Raw genomic sequence first — 16,745 nt, 5'->3', positions numbered from 1 at the left:
GAGTTTTGTGAAATTAGAATCAATTGCTTTACATGAAGGATATACATCCGAGCCCACAACCAAATCTGCGGCAGTGCCAATTTATCAAACAACCTCATATACTTTTGATAACACAGAACATGGTGCAGACCTATTTAACCTCGCAGTACCTGGCAATATTTACACACGGATCATGAATCCAACCAATGATGTGCTAGAAAAACGCGTTGCGGCAATGGAAGGTGGTATCGGCGCATTAGCGGTGTCATCAGGCATGGCTGCAATTACATACGCAATACAATGCCTCACTGAGGTTGGTGACAATATCATTAGTACCAGCCAACTCTATGGAGGCACATATAACCTATTTGCTCACTCATTGCCAAGACAAGGCGTTCAAGTCAAGATGGTTTCTTATGATGACTTTGATGGCTTTGAAGCTGCGATTGATAGCAACACTAAAGCTGTTTTTTGTGAGTCCATAGGTAATCCCGCTGGCAATATCGTCGATATCAGCCGAATTGCAGAAATAGCGCACAAACACGGTGTACCAGTTATTGTAGACAATACGGTAGCAACTCCCTATTTGTGCCGCCCTTTTGAACTGGGCGCAGATATTGTCGTACATTCATTAACTAAATATATGGGCGGCCATGGCACGACCATTGGCGGCATCATTGTTGACTCAGGTAAATTTGATTGGATTGCAAATAAAGAGCGGTTTGCAGTGATGAACGAGCCCGATCCTTCTTATCATGGCGTGGTATACACAGAAGCTTTTGCTGAAGCGGCTTATATTGGCCGATGTCGTGTTGCCCCACTGAGAAACACAGGCGCTGCATTATCACCGATGAACGCATTTCAGATTCTTCAAGGTATAGAGACACTTGGGCTAAGAATGGATCGTCATTGTGAAAACGCGCAAAAACTGGCGGAATATTTACAACAACATCCAAAAATTGAATGGGTTAATTACGCCGCCCTTGCAAGCAGCCCAGATCATGACGCCTGCCTTAAAATTACTCGCGGTAAAGCTTCTGGGATTTTAAGTTTTGGTATCAAAGGTGGCATTGAAGCCTGTACTCGATTTATCGATGCTTTAAATATGATCCTTCGGTTGGTCAATATTGGAGATGCAAAATCACTCGCCTGTCATCCTGCATCAACCACACATAGGCAGCTAAATAAAGCAGAGTTGGCTTCAGCTGGTGTGAGTGAAGATCTCGTTCGTATTTCAGTGGGTATAGAGCATATCGATGACATCATTGCAGATGTGTCGCAAGCGCTAGATAAAGCATAAAGCACTGATAGAGCTTGTACGAATTTTTATGCCTTGTGCAATCGCGTATTCGCGTATAAAGCTGAGTTAATGGTTTTTAACTCAGCTTTAAATCATGAAACGATTTCTAGATTGGAACACATCAAGGTAATTGCGGTCTTTTAAATTGTTGACGCGCTTTTTCAACCTTCGCTCTGATAATACATCCCTCAGCGTGATCATTGATCAGCCCCATCGCCTGCATAAAAGCATACACTGTCGTCGGGCCTACAAACTTCCAACCTCTTTTCTTCAAATCTTTCGCTATCGCTTTGGACACATCTGAAGTCGATTGCGTTTGTGGTTCATTCATACTTTCAGACGATGGTTCATAACGCCAAAAGTAGGCTGCGAGTGAGCCCATCTCTGTAACCACTTCTTGGGCTTTTTTCGCATTATTAATGGTGGCTTCTATTTTTCCGCGATGGCGAACGATGCCTTCATCCGATAGTAATTGCGTAATGTCTGCATCAGTAAAATCCGCAATTTTATTAAAGTCAAACCCCATGAATGCACGTCGAAAGTTCTCTCGTTTTGCTAAAATTGTTCTCCAACTTAAACCAGATTGAAAGCTTTCAAGGCACAGTTTTTCAAACAGGCGGATATCATCACCCACAGGAAAGCCCCACTCTGTATCATGGTAGTCAATAAATTCAGGGACAGAAGCCGCCCACTTGCAACGCTCTTGGCCATCTTCACTCGTTACTATTGCACTCATACAATCATTGACCCAACAAGAATGACAGCCTTTCGTCTGTCTTTTTGGGAGCTATTTCTAAAATATCAGCAGTAACGACATTTTCAGCCACAAAAGGGTCTGAATTAACTCGTGTTTGTAAGTCTTCAAGGGATGTATTATGCGCAATCACTGAGCCACCAAGCCCCGGTTGCAAACTTCCCACAAGTATAAATACGCCATCATCAAAGCCTTGTTTAATCCATTGATTATGAGCCCCCATATACTCAGCGGCTTGAGATTTATTATCTGAAAACTTCAGCAGTACAACAAACATCTTTCATCCTTATATTATTTGTAATATTTGAGTAGATTAAACTTTTCAACTAAAAACTGGTTATTCATACAGTATTGGTGCAAAAAGAAAAAAGCAAGCACTGATGCAAACAGATGTTAAGAAAAGCGCTTTTCATCACGAAGGGTCTACTAAAAAAGACAAGGGTATTTCAATTAAAAGACAGGGTTACAAAGGCAGAAAAGTTAACTTTGGATAGCACACTTCTGTGTACCAGTTTGCGTTTTATAATTTATAAGCAACGCCTTAAAGTCTAACCGTTTGAGTTATAAACTGAATAATAGTTTATCAATACAAGGGGTATTTACCATCAAAAAGGTGGTAAACCCCTTTACCAAATTACAATTTGAGCTGCTCGCGAACACTTAAATGCATCAAGCTAGCTGTGTTTTAGTCTTTTCTTCGGGCGCGAATATAAGCACTGGCAACAAGAATATTACAAAAGTGCGCTACATCGCTGTAATTACGTAAAGAATATACTCCCCTGCCGTACTGGCCTTCAGAATCAGCATCCCCAGCTTCCCACTGATGTACTTGAATATACCCAGACGAGCTACTTGCAATTATTTTGTATGCAACAGCATGATGATTATCAATAAATATTTCAAAAGTACGACTACCCTCTGTCATTTCATAGCCTTGCTCTTGGCCAACCAATTTAATTTGCTCTACTGCAAAATCAAAATCCATTGTTATTTCCTTATCTGATAATACCTATTTAAATAAAAGGTGGTGTGTTTGGTAAAGCCGCCAAGCGGTTGCAATATACCAATAGAACCCACCACTTAAAATTAACAAAAATTTAAACTAAACACACCTAAAAAGATTTTCAATACTGTCGCCTTTTCCAAAAATCCGTATCATAGTGTGTAACCCTTTGATACTCTTTATTTTTATCAATCACATAGGTAAGAAACTGCTCATGCATAAGCTGCTGATACTGCTCTAAAGAGTCTTGTTCCTGCGCCATAGCTTGAACTATCGCTGTTGCACCGTAATAGGCACTGCCCATCGCTGACGTGATCCCATAAGAAGAAAGTGGATCATAGCTACAAGCCGCATCACCAATAGCTATCCACCCATCTCCAATGCAACTAGCCACACAGGAAGAATAAGAAGAAACGGCTTTAAATTCAGTCGTTTTCTCAAGTTTACACTGAGCCAAATAAGGTTTTAAGTAAGTAAGTTCACTTGCTTGGTGCAATAAAGCTGTATGTGATTTAGGCATATCTAAATCATTGTCTGTAAAAAAGCATAATGTCGCCATTGTTTGTGAGAATGGTGCCAAATACCACCAGCCATTAGAACAGCTTTTTATCACCGCATTTTGCTTGCCCATCAGCCCATTGCCATCGTGATGTAGATATGTGCAACACGCCATTAAGGCGTCCGCTTTTTTTTCAGCAATATTGAGCTTTCGAGTTAATACCCGAGCTCGACCTGTGGCATCCACAATATAACTGGCAGTAAACTGCTGTTTTTGGTTGGTATTAGAGCATACCCGCTCTGTATTTTTCGTCTGAAGCAGCCACTTATTATCACGACTAATGTCTATTAATCTGGTATTCCAGAAAAAATCAACACCCGCTGTTAAAGCAGCGCTTAATAAGCTGCTATCAAAACGTTCTCTATTTAAAATCCATCCTGTTCCGTATGGGCTAGCAATTAAGTTTCGTTCATAGCGGCCTTCTCTATCCCAGTCAACTTCATACCCTTGCAATTCAAAATGGCCATCACGGCAAAATTGCTCAAATAAATTTAGTTCAGATAAAATCGGTTGTATTGTTCCATGAACACACTCTCCAAAGCTTTGCTTTTGTCTCGAGTTTTTATCCACAACAGCAACTTTCACGCCCTTTTTAGCGAGCACAAGTGCTGCGGTCATACCCGCAACACCTGCCCCCATAATGACGACTTGATAATCCGTTATCGCCATAACTATCGTTGATTTTGACGTGTGATAATTTTGCGCGGAGGAAGATTTTGCTTAGCCGCTTTGCTCTCTTCCTTGTCAAGTTGACTTATCGCACCTTCTGACTCGGCGCTGACGCCTTGTCCACTCTCGAGCCCTGCAAGTTGCTGTATGTTAAGTAGCTGTCGATAACTGGCATCTTTAACTAAATAGCGTTCGTCTACTTGAGATTCAACCCAAACTTCATTGACCTCTGTATCTTCAAGCGAGATAGGGCTTTTTATGGGCTTTTTAACGACAATCCCCATTTTATCCCAGTTATCAACCATCTTAACTCTTGGGTTTTCTTGGTTTTCTCGCAAAAACCTTAGCCAGTCTTGACGATAGCTGAAGTACTTAAATCGCTGAACTTCTGATAGTTCATGGTTATCAAGTTGCTGAAATGATCGCTGACTCATCACCTGATTCGGTACTCTCGCCGACCAATAAGTAATTGTCGGTAAATACTGAGCCGGATCGTAATCTTGATTAGAACGACAGCTCCCCTCATCAGATTGCCAAGGCACGCCCATAAAACGAGTTAGTGTGCCCGGTCCACTGGCATTAAACATTTCTTTCAATGCTATATGAGGTGTTAAAACAGGCCCAAAGTAATCTTGCACCTCTTCATTTTTTGGCAAGATGTTCAGCCGCATTGGATCAAATTTGTCTTGCACATTCCACATACTCAAACGGCGCATAAACCAAGTCAATTCAATGCCAGGGTGAAATGGTCCACCTAAGCATTGCTCAAGATTCGTTTGTGTCAGTGCAAATGGGCGACGATTTACCGGCTCAATTGTCTCCAACGGATCGGTAATATTCTTCAAAGGTTTTAAATTACTTTTTGCGTTTTCACCTTCAATGAAATCGCCGTCAGCCCACTTTTGCATATGATTATATTGCGTTTGCGTCAGACTAAGCCCCTTTAATGGCGAGTCGTTATCATCCCCATATAGATCACCGAAAATAGGCGGCAATTGAGATGCTTGCAATAATGCCTGCGACTTTTCAATGGCCTTATCTAGGTTTTCTTTGATACCTTTTTTCAAAGCAGGATCAATATCTTCGTTGCCACCTTCCTTTATCAGATCTTTTACAAGCTTTTTCCTTTGCGCCTTAGTGTCTTCCTCTGATAGACGGAAAAGCTTAAAAACTGCTTCTCTGATAGGCTTATTAGAACCGCAATTTGATTTCAGCTTGTCTAAGAACACCGGATTATTGAAGTTGCCTGGAGAGCCATCACCAAACACCATAAAGTAGCCTAAATTCACCCCTTGATTTTCAACTAAGCTGCTAAGGACAGGGTAAATATCACGATAAAATTCTGTTTTTTCAGAATATGAAGGAAGTTCATGTTTTCTGAGCATCAAGTCAGTGACAACGTCATACATGGTCACAACACCTGGCATATTCGGCGCAAAGTTGGGTGGCGTAACCGCTACCATAGCAGGCTCAGCTTCTATCTCTTCGCTATTAATGATGACTTTAGCGCGGACGGTACCATCTGAGATATCGTCATGCCAATAGTCATTGTTAGCAAAGGTTTCAATCGGTTTTTGCTCATAACTACTAGAGTGACCTCGACCACCAAGTACAAGCAACCTGCCCTGCTCATCAGTTCTCAATTCACCAAGGTAAACGGTTTTTTCTTGGCTTGTTCCGCCAAAGATGGTGCCATCATCAAAATGATACTCATTGCCTGATTTGTTTTTACCTTTAATAGTACGAGGCTTAGGATCAATGAGCAGTTGTTCTTTACGCTTTTTAAGGTCTTGGACGAACGCATTTCTTAGCTCACAATCCCTTGAGGCATCACCCAAGTCCATTGCATCTTCGAACTTATAGTTGATTGATTTTCTGTTCGCTAACTGTACTTCCCACTTAATTGTGGCGTCATCAGCAGTGATCTCACGTGTGACTTGACCACTGTCATTTACCTCAAAAATTCTAAAACGTGCCGCTTGTCGCTTTACCCTTCCTTTTTTATCTTTGTAATCTAACTCAACATCTGGGCGATTCGTCAGGCTATAGTTTTCGTAACACGCTTTTAAGTTATTACCTGTGTAATTTGGGTTTACATCTTGATGTGGCACTTCAGGACCTACGAAGAAATCTGATTTCGAATTTCCTAAGCGTGCAATACCAATGGCGGGATAAATATAGTACTTAGCCATAGTCTTTCCTTATTTTTTAAATTAAATCAATACCGAACCATAAGCTGAAATAAATAGGAGGGAACAAATACAAGGTTTACTCAATGATTTAACACCTTAAAGCACTTACACATACAGGAGAGTTTAAAAGACGAGTTTTTATCAATAAAACTGCTTTTTCTATATTCCATTATTGCTTAAAGGTAATAACTTTATTGATATATGCTCACTCCAATTACCTCTACATATAAGCTCAGATAATCACTCCCGTTACTTTAGTTGATAGTATTTAATTAAAGTATTACAAAGCCTTACAAGACAAAGCTAACCAACATATTGCACATCAAATTTAGATATTATCAACAGTGCTTAAACGTAATCATAAGCTGGATTAACCCACTTACTCTCAACCAAATTTAGCCTACAACTTTAAGCACTTCTGGCGCTGAAAACTGTTGCTTACTTTGCCAAAATTTGGAGTTCGTAAATCGTTGCTCACGACGATAATGTCCCAGCAGCTCATTCAAATAACTGTTGTAGATTTGCGTCATTGTTTCACTATAATTGCCCAGCGCACTTTGCTCACCTTGAAATACTTTATGTATTGCTTGCGCTGACTTTTCCGCCATATAAATTGCCGTTGTCATACCATGAGAAGATAAGGGGTCAAACGACATCGCGGCATCCCCTGCAATGAGCCAATTATCGCCATGTAGTTTACTAATTATATGACTACTCGCGTTGAGTGCTTTTATGTCAAATGGCTCTTGAGGTAGGACTTTTCTAAACCAGTGTGTATTCTTTGCAATACTATGCCAGCTCGCACATTGCTTGAGCTTTCCAAAATCAGGTGTGAACTGATTACAAAAGATGGCTAGCATGCACTCTTCATCATTAATTTTTGAAGCCAGAGTCCAGCCATCCTCAAAAGCCTCGACAGCCACCGCTGGCTGATTTTGTAAGGGCGCTTTTAACCTACTATTTGTCACAAATGCACTGAGCTTATCAAATGTGTGTCGTTGCAAGTTCAACACTCTCGGTAAATAGCCCTGTCGCCCGCTTGTATCAAGTACAAATCGCGCTTTGATCACCAGTTTATTTTGAGTATTGGCACAATTGATACTGCACTGCCAGCCTTGATCGACACGACGAGCGTCCTTTACTCTGCCTAATAAGGTGGATTGTTTTGGTAAGGTTGAGCGTATTTGTTCAATAAAAAACTGCTTGTCTACTTTCCAACCATGATGTGCCGCCACTAAAGGCGCTGTTTGCAGAAAAGGTGAGCCCCATGAAGAAACCATCCCCGAATGACGGACATGCGGCCCTGACATCAGCAATTCAAAAACCCCAATACGCGCCAATAATGGCTCTATGCTTGCCGGTAGGCTTTCAGCCAGACGGATTTTTGAGGAGGAGCTTTCCTCCACAAGCACTACATTATAGCCATGATCAAGCAACAGCTTTGCGGCAACCGTGCCAGTTATCCCACCACCGATAATGAGACAGTCACACTCTAAAACATCGCTCATTTACTATTTCCTGTTTAAAGGCACCGAAGTGCCTTTTTCACTCATTAGAATTAATCTTTATCTGCTTCGCTGTAAGCAACATAGACCACATTTGGGATACCTGAAGAGCCTGGGTTTTCGACAGGTCTCGCCATCACCATGCCCATGTTTTTCCACTGACTCACCATTTGTATCAAGCCATTGGTGTAACCACCTTCCGCATGATAGCCAACAAAACCAAGATCAGCCGTATGAAGCCACTCTAAACGTTGTGAAAATTGCTCCAACCGTAAGTGTTCAAAAGTAGACTCAGACATGCCCTGCGCAATACTGTGTGTCATACCATTAATTTCAGGTAAATCTGCAGATTGGCTATCTTTAAATTTGTTATACCTTGCTAGCGGCAATACATGAACTGGCAAATTTGCTGCCCACCACGACGGAATTGGGAAGTCTTCAGGAGTGTAAACGGCTTGGCAACTTGCGGCATCAGATTGCCAAGGTATCCCCATCCACTTAGTCAAATCGCCCGGTGTATTTTGCCATAACCATGCTGCATCAGAGTTTGGAATAACGGACTCTGTGACATTTTCGACCCCTATCGAGTAACCAAAGTCTTGGTACATATTTTCAGACTTGAGTCCTTTCGGATCTTGTTTGAGCCTAAATTCCCTTAAGCCCAGTAAACTGATATCTGGGGTGACACTGCTTACGGCTTCATTTTGGCTGTAAATCAAGTTATGACGCATCGGCCAAGTTAACTCAACCCCAGGGTGAAACCCACCTCCATATAGAGCATCTAGTGCGGCGCGCGCGCACAATAGTGCACTGTTTGGAGAGGCTTTAAACTGTTCACTGTAAAAAATGCCCAGTTCTTCAATTGTGTTTGCACACTCTTTTTCAGCTTGCGTAACATTAAACTTCCCTGCTGCCCAGTTTTGTAGATGTTGATACATGAAAGGAGGGATAGCAAACCACTGCATCGGGCTACCCGGGTAGTCAACTCCATCATTAGGGTAAAAAGGCAGTTTTAACGGGTAAGTCGCGGGACGCTCCGCTATGTTCGTTTTGTCCTTACTTGGTATGATGCGGCTATCACTCACCCAAATACTGCCACTTGTATTAGGATCATCGTCGGTCACGCCTTCATCAAACAGTGGGTTTCTAAACTGATTAAAGATCCCCTCACGCAGTGATTTAGCCGCATTCGATGTATCTAATAGCTGCGCAAATTTCAATTCGCTATTCAATTCACGAATTTGTGTATTGACGGCATTATCCGTAAAGTCCGCTTGATTCACCCACTGCATTCTGTACAAACGGTACAAAATTGGAAAAACATCGCTAAATTGTGTTTCTAATGTATTTAAATCGCCTTCTTTGAGTGCGGCCCCTGTGACCATGTCATACATAGTCACCAAAGGCTCAATTTGTGGCGCATAATCTGGTGGAGTCGTCGCTATCCAAGCACTATTACTTTCATCATTAAGCTCAAAACAACCACCTTCTTCAAGTTCGACTAAAGCGGTTATACGACCATCGCAAATATCATCAAACCAATTTGAATTATCAGCAAAGTCTGTATTTAGCGATGATGGCGATAAGGCTTGTGATATGCCGTTACCCGCATAAAAACGAAGTGTACCGTCTTCTGCACATTCAAGACTGCCTTGTAATACATTGTGACGCTCTTGTAAGTTGAGCAAGTCACTCAGACGATTTTTTTCATTCGGTTCATTCGCAGGAAACTTTCCACGAAGTGCAACTTGGCCATGATGTCCATTTGAAATGCACCCTTTGCTTGAGATCACTAACTGCTTTCTTAAGCCATTTGTGGTCACATTCGGGTTTCTGCGCTTTGCCGTCTGCGCTGGTGCGATACGATGTTTGCTGACATTTTTACTCAGATTGCCAGACCCTTCTGTCTGCAAAGACAAATCAAGCGCGTTGTTGTAGTCATACCAAAAAGACTTTTTATTTGCCACCTCAACATGCCAAGTAACCTTATCGCCTTCGCCTAGTTGAAGCTTTTCGGTTGGGTTGCCATTTTCATCACATTTATAGATATAAAAGTTTTGTGCCTGCTTTTTTACTGCATGCAAATAATGATCGCTCAACACTTTTAAGATGGCATCTTTTAGTTGCTGTATCACTGAACAAATGTCACTCGTATTCTCTAACACAAGATTATCAAGGCTACGTGAGATCTGCGTTTTCGGCACTAAATGAGATAAATCAAGTAACTCTGTGAGTGTTTCAATATCATCTTGAGCGAGCTTGGATGTCTTTTCTTCATTCAAGCCTTTATGAATTTGGCTAATGGCTTGTTCAGTTTTATCACCAAAACATGACTCTACCAGTTCCACCAACTCATGCTCGGTCACCAAATATTGAACATTAGTGTCATACAAATGTGCCCAAGGCACTTCGGGGGTCGATATAGATAACGACTTAATTGCAGGACCGTTTCCTACTCTAGCAATACCCAATGGTGGATAAATTTTATATTGGCAATTTGACATGGTTTGTCCTTAATTAAATTAAGTTTGAAGCACAACTGACCGAGCCGAAACATAACGAGCAATGAACACGCGTTATCTCAAACTCGGTTTTTACAAAGCAAATGACGAAAAGGAGAAGTGTTGGATAGCGCAAAATACTGCTGGGTATGGCTGCCAGTCACCTTCAGTAACCAACACGGCAAAACGCAAACCAAACTTGTAGGCATAACCTCTCCTTGTAAAGTTTCAATTAGACTTTAATTGAATAATAAGGCACTAAGTTTAGTAACAAATCGAAAACAATCCATTACAGATTATTACGCGAAACGCGAGAGTTAATTGCTATAAGAGCGAGTAAGTTGTGTTGATGAGCCATGATTGAAGTGAAAAAAATAGATTACTCATAAAACTCAGGGATGCTTATATGGGCATCGATGCTCCTGCATGAAAAAATGAGCTAACAGCGTCGCAGCTCTCACAAAAGAAACAGTAACAACGCTAGACTCAGCATGGTTTAGTGGTCGTATTGTCAGGTAGTATATTTTTGAGTAAGCGTTATATCACCAATGTCTGTGTTGATATTTGATTGCATGACAAAATCGACCGTTCTCACCACATCCTCTAAAGGTATTGGAATGAGGCCTGCAAATTCGCCAGAATGAATATCTGCCAATACTTCATCGGTTCCCACCAAGCCTGGGTTTATTGTTGTAAATCCAATGCCTTCATTTTTATACCCTATTCGCAATGAATGCACAGCACCTCGTAATCCGAATTTAGAGGCGGAATATGCGACTTCAGACGTTGTAGAAATATCAAGACCAGATGTAGCACCTATGAATATGACCCTGGGGTTTTCAGATTTTCTTAAACTAGGTAGGAGGCCCTTAACGAGTTCTATGGGTGCAATCTGATTAATATTGATTATATTTTGTGTTTCACAATGCGGACTTCTCTCAAAGTTATAGTCTTGAGTAAACGCATTCTCCTCCCATATTCCACCCATATACAACAAAGCATCAATGGTAAGATGGGACGTTGCGTCAAGCACTTTTTGTATACCCGCGATATAAGAAATATCAGCTTCAATCCATTGGCCAATTTTGGATGGCGTGCGCGAAACAGAAATCACATTATCTCCATGCGCGTGATAAAATTGTGCTACAGCTAAACCAATCCCTCTGCTTGCACCCATGACTAATATATTTCGTTTCATACCGCTCTATCCTTATTTTTGGTCAATATAACATCTGTTAAATTACAGCCTTTACCTACATAGTTAAAGCCAGATCTCACCGTCATATTTGCTTTAAAAATAACTTAGTTTCGACTCTGGTAAATGGCGTTTGTCAGCTCAACTCATTACTTTAATTAGTTATATGAAGTCGTTATTTTGATTCGCACTAAGTAAATTTAAGGAGAGCACCGGTGCCCTATTGAAGGAATAAAGTTTCTGTGAATAGAATTCAGTCCGTTGTATAGCACCATTTAAATTGCTTGTTAGCTATACCCTTCCCAATAGATACAGCTTGCAATTCTTTGAGAGTGACTAAGATTATTTTTTATAAACTCTATTGTTTCAGCTTTACTTTCAGGAAGAACTGGGTCGTCATGGTATCCACTACCACAGTACCTAAACCCTGCTTCCCAAAGTAACATTGCTGACTGCCACCTATTTTTATCCGATTGCTTTGGTGCGCGAAAGTTGCGACCTAAAAAGGCCATTCTACGACCGCAATTGGGACAATTGTGCACAACCTCAGAATCAGCTTGCCAAGTGGACCCCGTATTTAACTCTTGAGTTGCGTGCCTTTTGAAAGCTACTCGACAATCAAAACATGCAAATTTGTAGAGAAATTTCATGAATACCTAACGCCAACCATAAAGGGGACAAAAAAGCAGGGTAAACCAAGCAAATAATGAGTGCAAGTCGGCTACTTAGCGCCCGCTGCTTTTGCTTGTTAGTGCGCTAAGTTTATCCGAAGCCACTTCCCTAATAACTTGCCAAGAATCATTTCTTAGTACCTGCAAAACCGCCACTGTCACTTTTCTATTATTTACAAGCGCATGCCTAACAGACTCATCTTCATCTTTTGCTAACTGCAACATCAGTGATTCAGGTATTTTCCTTTTACGAGCTACCATTCCACGGACTTTTGGGTCATTATCTACTGCCAGCTTTTCAAGTATTGCCACAGGTACAGTTTTGTTGTGCGCTACCCAAACGGCTAAGTCTGGATACTTCACGAGAACCTCTTCCCATATTTGTATAGGCGCCTCGTCATGAGCAGCGCGAAAATATTCGTCTTGAGCTTCGCTTTCTCTAAGCCTTTTGAATTCTTCAGCTGACTCTATCATCATGTACTGTCCTAATGTTCACCAAACCGGCAAAATAACTGGCTTAAGTTAGCACTGCGTAGGAAAGCAACCCTAGTATTTCGAGTCATTGGTTTGTAAGCATAATATGTTTTATTTAGACCAAACAACTCGCGTAACGTTGCACGATTTTTTGTCAATTACAGCTCTTGGGTATTCCTTAGGCTGCGCTTTAAATACTTGCTGCTTTCTCAACAAAAGCCAAATACCATCGTGCTCTTCAATTGTGAAAATCCCTATGTGATGCTTATATTCTGGATACTTTTCATAAATAGCACTAAATCCATTTCGAGCAGCTTCACCTTTATCACACGCATGACTAAAAATAGGTATAACGATAAAAGTTAATATTAATAACTTAGTATTTTTACACATAAACTGGATATTATTTTTCTTTATAACAAGAATAAGCACCTGTTCTTCATTGATTTAGGTAGCATCGAAATGAGATGTGGACAACACCTAGTAATAATGAACAAACGATATCCATGCGTTTGGCATCATTATTTACGTTTCTTAGCTATAGCTCCTCCCAAGTGCTTAATTTATACTTTTTGGCGCTATTACTATAGTAAGCTGCTGCACATAACCCTAACATCAACCCACTAAACATACTAAAAATAACCATTGTCGAGAATGACGCACCATCTAAATGCCAAAAAGCCAACAAAAACGATATTGGTACAAACCAACCTGAAGCCATCAAAAAATTCGATGAAAATCTGTTGTAATGAAAAGGAATAATTTCAAAGCCAACTTTGCGCAACAGTTTATATGGCGGTGGCATTGCGTTAGTTTTATTAACATTTGCTTCTTCGAGTTCTATTAGCGCTGCTTCAAGCTTTTTCGAATACGACATATACCCCTCCTACATAATAACCAATCAAAAATATTTTGTTTTAATTATTTGCGATAACATGCTTTCACTACATCGCAGGCTCTACACACCACTCAGGCATAAACTACAATTAAAAAGAACACCACTTTATTGATTGCACAACCCACTTTTCAACATAAAAAGTTAATTACCCATAAAGTTCATTAAATAAAATAAATATAGTTTCCACATTACGGCTATCATAGTAGCCTATCGATTTACAAAAGCTAAAATCATTTGTTAACGCTAGACAAATAACAACACCTTATCAATAAAAGTATATATACAATCAACTACAACTCTAGCACTGAGTTTTAAAAGTGCTGATTTATTAATAATAAAGAGCCTTTGAGAATGACACCAATAAATCCGGGAATTTTGACACTAAACTTGACATTGAATTCCTAAAACTTGCCTCAAGTCAACAATTAGCAGCTGTTTCGAACAGGAAAATGACAGTTTAACCAACTCCACATGCTTTGACTTGTTAAAGCTACTCTGCTTGCGAAATCACAGGTCTATTTTTCTTAATAAATTTCACTATATCGGATAGTTTAACTAGAAACTCCTCAGGTGATTTCTCCGAGAACTCATTGACATTAAATATTTCCAGATTGCCATCTGGCGTCTTCAGTGATTGAGATAAATCATTGACTGGGTTTGCGCTAAAATGAATTAGGAAAGGTACTACAAACACATTATACCCCTCCAATGTCATATCATATTTAGCTAACACCTCTGGAGGCCAATTGTTATGACTATTAAAAGTATTACTAATAAATTGTGTGGGTATATGAATACGTGATTTCCCTTCTGCAATTATTGGAAGCACAGAGGGCTGTTTAGCCTGCACTAAAGCAAACATCGCAAGCCAGGGAGTAGTACCTTTTGAATTAATAAGGTATTCAGGCTTAATAGCAGCTCCATTAGAAATTGCAGGGCCGACATTAACCATAGAAAGCAGACCTTGTACCTGTCTTTCCGATAAATCTATCTTATTTGGGTTTTGTTTTGATATTCCAATAAAATACATGTGGCGCCACTCTGTCGCAGAACATCCTTTTTTGGTTTTATCTGTCACGACTTCCCCATGTGCAAATGTCGAGATAAATATAGCACTTAAAAATATTAGAATAATTCGATTTAGCATAATCTTCCTGTGAAACCTTAACGTCCACCTAAGATGCAAAAATGATTGGCTAAAATAAGCAATGAGGGAGCAATAACCAAGCGTTTTGTGTCCTTTTTAATATGGGCGCGTGTCATATTTCATTTCACCCAAAGTACAACTAAATAAAACACACACACAAGAGCCAATGAATAGAAAGGTACTTTTTTCTGAATATAATTCCGAGCATCCCTTGGAGGTGTTAGCATTGTTAAAAGCTTGGATGTTTTAGATATTTTCTTATTACTTAATTTGCCATTAGATGAAACAAGTCGGTACTTTTGATGTAAAAATTTCCCTCCGTAATACTTCATATCACTTTCTAACTCAGCTCTCTCTTGAAAGATATCCTCATTTTTATTACGAACAAGCCTAGTAACCTGCAATACAACCGTTCCATTTTCCACCTCCCTCATATTACATTCAGAAGGGTTATTTCTCTGATGTATGTATTTAAAACCACCTCTTGCAGATCTGCTAGATTGAAATAGAAAAGAAAAAGTAACAGTAACATACTTTTCCTTGAAATTTTTCAATTGAATCTACCTCTTAAAACCTGTGTTAAAATATAACACTGTAATTCTTTTCACGGCTGGAGTAATGTTTTACACCAATAAACACCTGTGTTTTCATATAACTCCCGCAAATGTAGCCTGCTTTTTCGGAAAGTAAGAAACTCTATTACAACAGGCTTAATGATATAACCTCCCCAATTATTTGGCCTTGGGACAGGTTGGCCATTAAAATTTTCCGAGGCTTTTTGGTAGCGCATTGCTAAAGCGGTTTCTGATTCTAACGGCGCACTTTGAACGAAAGCGCTAGTCGTTAACTGAGCACTTCTGGTTCTTGTTTCCCAAAAATAATCTGCTTCTATTTCAGTTATTTCTTCTGCATAACCAATAATGCGAACTTGATAGCCAACATGATCCCACCAACAAGTCATCGAAGATTTTGGGTTATCCGAAATCTGTTTGCCTTTTGCGGAATCTAAATAGGAACAAAAAACGAAACCCTCGTCACTAACGGCTTTTAAATCAACAAATCTTCCCGACGGAAACCCATTTTTGTCGATAGTCGAAACACACACAGCACTTTTTTGGTTTAACGGACTATCTACTTGCGATTCCTGCCACCAAACTTTAAATTTATTTATAGGACTTTCCATGAACCTCGTTCTCATTTAGGTTAACATCGTAAACAATAACCAAAGACCTGCATGCCATACCCTTATGGCGCTACTAATTTATGCGAACCATTTTATTAGCACATACAGACTCACCATTATATTCAGTTATAAATTCATCAGACACTTCGAAGCCATATTCTTTGTAGAGTGCCTTTGCTGGTTTATTTGATTTGACTACAAACAGGTTAGCCTTCCCACTTATTTGTGACAATAGGTGTTCAAGTATCTGTCTTCCTATACCTTTTCCTCTTGCGCTAGGGCTAACAAATAGAGCTCTAATCTCTGACTCAAATATCGCACCATACTCAAGGAGCTTACCATCATCAAAAACGTATATTTTTGATTCTTTTAGCGCAGACATTCTCTTTTCATCATTTTCTAGTGGTAAAAGCGTAAACGCCTTTTTCTCAAAACTAAGCTCATCCAATTTGGACTTCGAATAAATCTCCAAAACTGTTGGATAGTCTTTTTCACAAAACTCTCGAACACTCATATGGTGTTAATTCCTTTGAAAACACTAGGCTAAAACTAAAAGAAAAATAAGCACAAACCTGCCTCAATGACATCCTATTGAATTGGGCAATTATCATATTTCACCGTATTCTGATTTGATTAAACAAAAATACTTAAAAATTCAGAGCCGATGGTCATCCAATTCCATATATAGATGGCTAATAATATTTGGCTTATATGC

Annotated in this window: 17 protein-coding genes; 1 reads left to right on the top strand and 16 read right to left on the bottom strand. The window is 39.9% G+C overall.

Annotated elements, in window-relative coordinates; genetic code table 11:
* Positions 1-7: 7 nt before the first annotated feature.
* A complete protein-coding gene (locus QNM16_RS03620; protein ID WP_284019225.1) occupies positions 8-1,279 on the top strand; it encodes an O-acetylhomoserine aminocarboxypropyltransferase/cysteine synthase family protein in 1,272 nt (423 codons plus the stop codon).
* Positions 1,280-1,400: 121 nt separating this feature from the next.
* Here the strand turns inward: QNM16_RS03620 and QNM16_RS03615 are convergent, their stop codons facing one another.
* The 16 genes from QNM16_RS03615 to QNM16_RS03540 all read right to left on the bottom strand — a co-directional run bounded on the left by QNM16_RS03615 (position 1,401) and on the right by QNM16_RS03540 (position 16,544).
* Positions 1,401-2,015: a DNA-3-methyladenine glycosylase I gene (locus QNM16_RS03615; protein ID WP_284019224.1), complete on the bottom strand. Its 615-nt coding sequence runs from the start codon at positions 2,013-2,015 to the stop codon at positions 1,401-1,403.
* A gap of 4 nt (positions 2,016-2,019) precedes the next feature.
* A complete protein-coding gene (locus QNM16_RS03610; protein ID WP_284019222.1) occupies positions 2,020-2,310 on the bottom strand; it encodes a YciI family protein in 291 nt (96 codons plus the stop codon).
* Between the two features lie 408 nt (positions 2,311-2,718).
* Positions 2,719-3,018 carry a hypothetical protein gene (locus tag QNM16_RS03605; RefSeq protein ID WP_284019221.1) on the bottom strand — a complete coding sequence of 100 codons (300 nt, stop codon included), beginning with the start codon at positions 3,016-3,018 and terminating at the stop codon, positions 2,719-2,721.
* A gap of 139 nt (positions 3,019-3,157) precedes the next feature.
* A complete protein-coding gene (locus QNM16_RS03600; protein ID WP_284019220.1) occupies positions 3,158-4,264 on the bottom strand; it encodes an NAD(P)/FAD-dependent oxidoreductase in 1,107 nt (368 codons plus the stop codon).
* Between the two features lie 2 nt (positions 4,265-4,266).
* On the bottom strand, positions 4,267-6,456 hold the full coding sequence (locus tag QNM16_RS03595) for a LodA/GoxA family CTQ-dependent oxidase (RefSeq protein WP_284019218.1): 2,190 nt from the start codon (positions 6,454-6,456) through the stop codon (positions 4,267-4,269).
* Between the two features lie 395 nt (positions 6,457-6,851).
* Positions 6,852-7,964, bottom strand: a complete 1,113-nt coding sequence (locus QNM16_RS03590) for a tryptophan 7-halogenase (RefSeq protein ID WP_284019216.1) — start codon at positions 7,962-7,964, stop codon at positions 6,852-6,854.
* Positions 7,965-8,014: 50 nt separating this feature from the next.
* Complete coding sequence (locus QNM16_RS03585) at positions 8,015-10,465, bottom strand: LodA/GoxA family CTQ-dependent oxidase (protein ID WP_284019215.1); 2,451 nt, start codon at positions 10,463-10,465, stop codon at positions 8,015-8,017.
* 508 nt (positions 10,466-10,973) lie between these two features.
* A complete protein-coding gene (locus tag QNM16_RS03580; protein ID WP_284019213.1) occupies positions 10,974-11,660 on the bottom strand; it encodes an SDR family NAD(P)-dependent oxidoreductase in 687 nt (228 codons plus the stop codon).
* 284 nt (positions 11,661-11,944) lie between these two features.
* Positions 11,945-12,307, bottom strand: a complete 363-nt coding sequence (locus QNM16_RS03575) for a hypothetical protein (protein WP_284019212.1) — start codon at positions 12,305-12,307, stop codon at positions 11,945-11,947.
* 75 nt (positions 12,308-12,382) lie between these two features.
* Positions 12,383-12,805, bottom strand: a complete 423-nt coding sequence (locus QNM16_RS03570) for a HEAT repeat domain-containing protein (protein WP_284019210.1) — start codon at positions 12,803-12,805, stop codon at positions 12,383-12,385.
* A 108-nt stretch (positions 12,806-12,913) separates the two neighbouring features.
* Positions 12,914-13,234 carry a hypothetical protein gene (locus QNM16_RS03565; RefSeq protein ID WP_284019208.1) on the bottom strand — a complete coding sequence of 107 codons (321 nt, stop codon included), beginning with the start codon at positions 13,232-13,234 and terminating at the stop codon, positions 12,914-12,916.
* 106 nt (positions 13,235-13,340) lie between these two features.
* Positions 13,341-13,679, bottom strand: a complete 339-nt coding sequence (locus QNM16_RS03560; RefSeq protein WP_284019206.1) for a DUF6404 family protein — start codon at positions 13,677-13,679, stop codon at positions 13,341-13,343.
* A 511-nt stretch (positions 13,680-14,190) separates the two neighbouring features.
* Complete coding sequence (locus tag QNM16_RS03555) at positions 14,191-14,778, bottom strand: hypothetical protein (RefSeq protein WP_284019205.1); 588 nt, start codon at positions 14,776-14,778, stop codon at positions 14,191-14,193.
* Positions 14,779-14,966: 188 nt separating this feature from the next.
* Positions 14,967-15,401 (bottom strand): hypothetical protein, encoded by a 435-nt coding sequence (locus QNM16_RS03550; protein WP_284019203.1) that lies wholly within the window; start codon positions 15,399-15,401, stop codon positions 14,967-14,969.
* 50 nt (positions 15,402-15,451) lie between these two features.
* The gene (locus tag QNM16_RS03545; RefSeq protein ID WP_284019202.1) at positions 15,452-16,030 is read right to left on the bottom strand and encodes a pyridoxine/pyridoxamine 5'-phosphate oxidase; all 579 of its coding nucleotides are present in this window, start codon (positions 16,028-16,030) and stop codon (positions 15,452-15,454) included.
* Between the two features lie 73 nt (positions 16,031-16,103).
* Complete coding sequence (locus tag QNM16_RS03540) at positions 16,104-16,544, bottom strand: GNAT family N-acetyltransferase (protein ID WP_284019201.1); 441 nt, start codon at positions 16,542-16,544, stop codon at positions 16,104-16,106.
* Positions 16,545-16,745 lie beyond the last annotated feature (201 nt).

Source organism: Pseudoalteromonas umbrosa, assembly GCF_030125375.1.
GTDB lineage: Bacteria > Pseudomonadota > Gammaproteobacteria > Enterobacterales > Alteromonadaceae > Pseudoalteromonas > Pseudoalteromonas umbrosa.
Note: the sequence above shows the minus strand (reverse complement) of the source record. Positions and strands in the feature narration are given on the sequence as shown.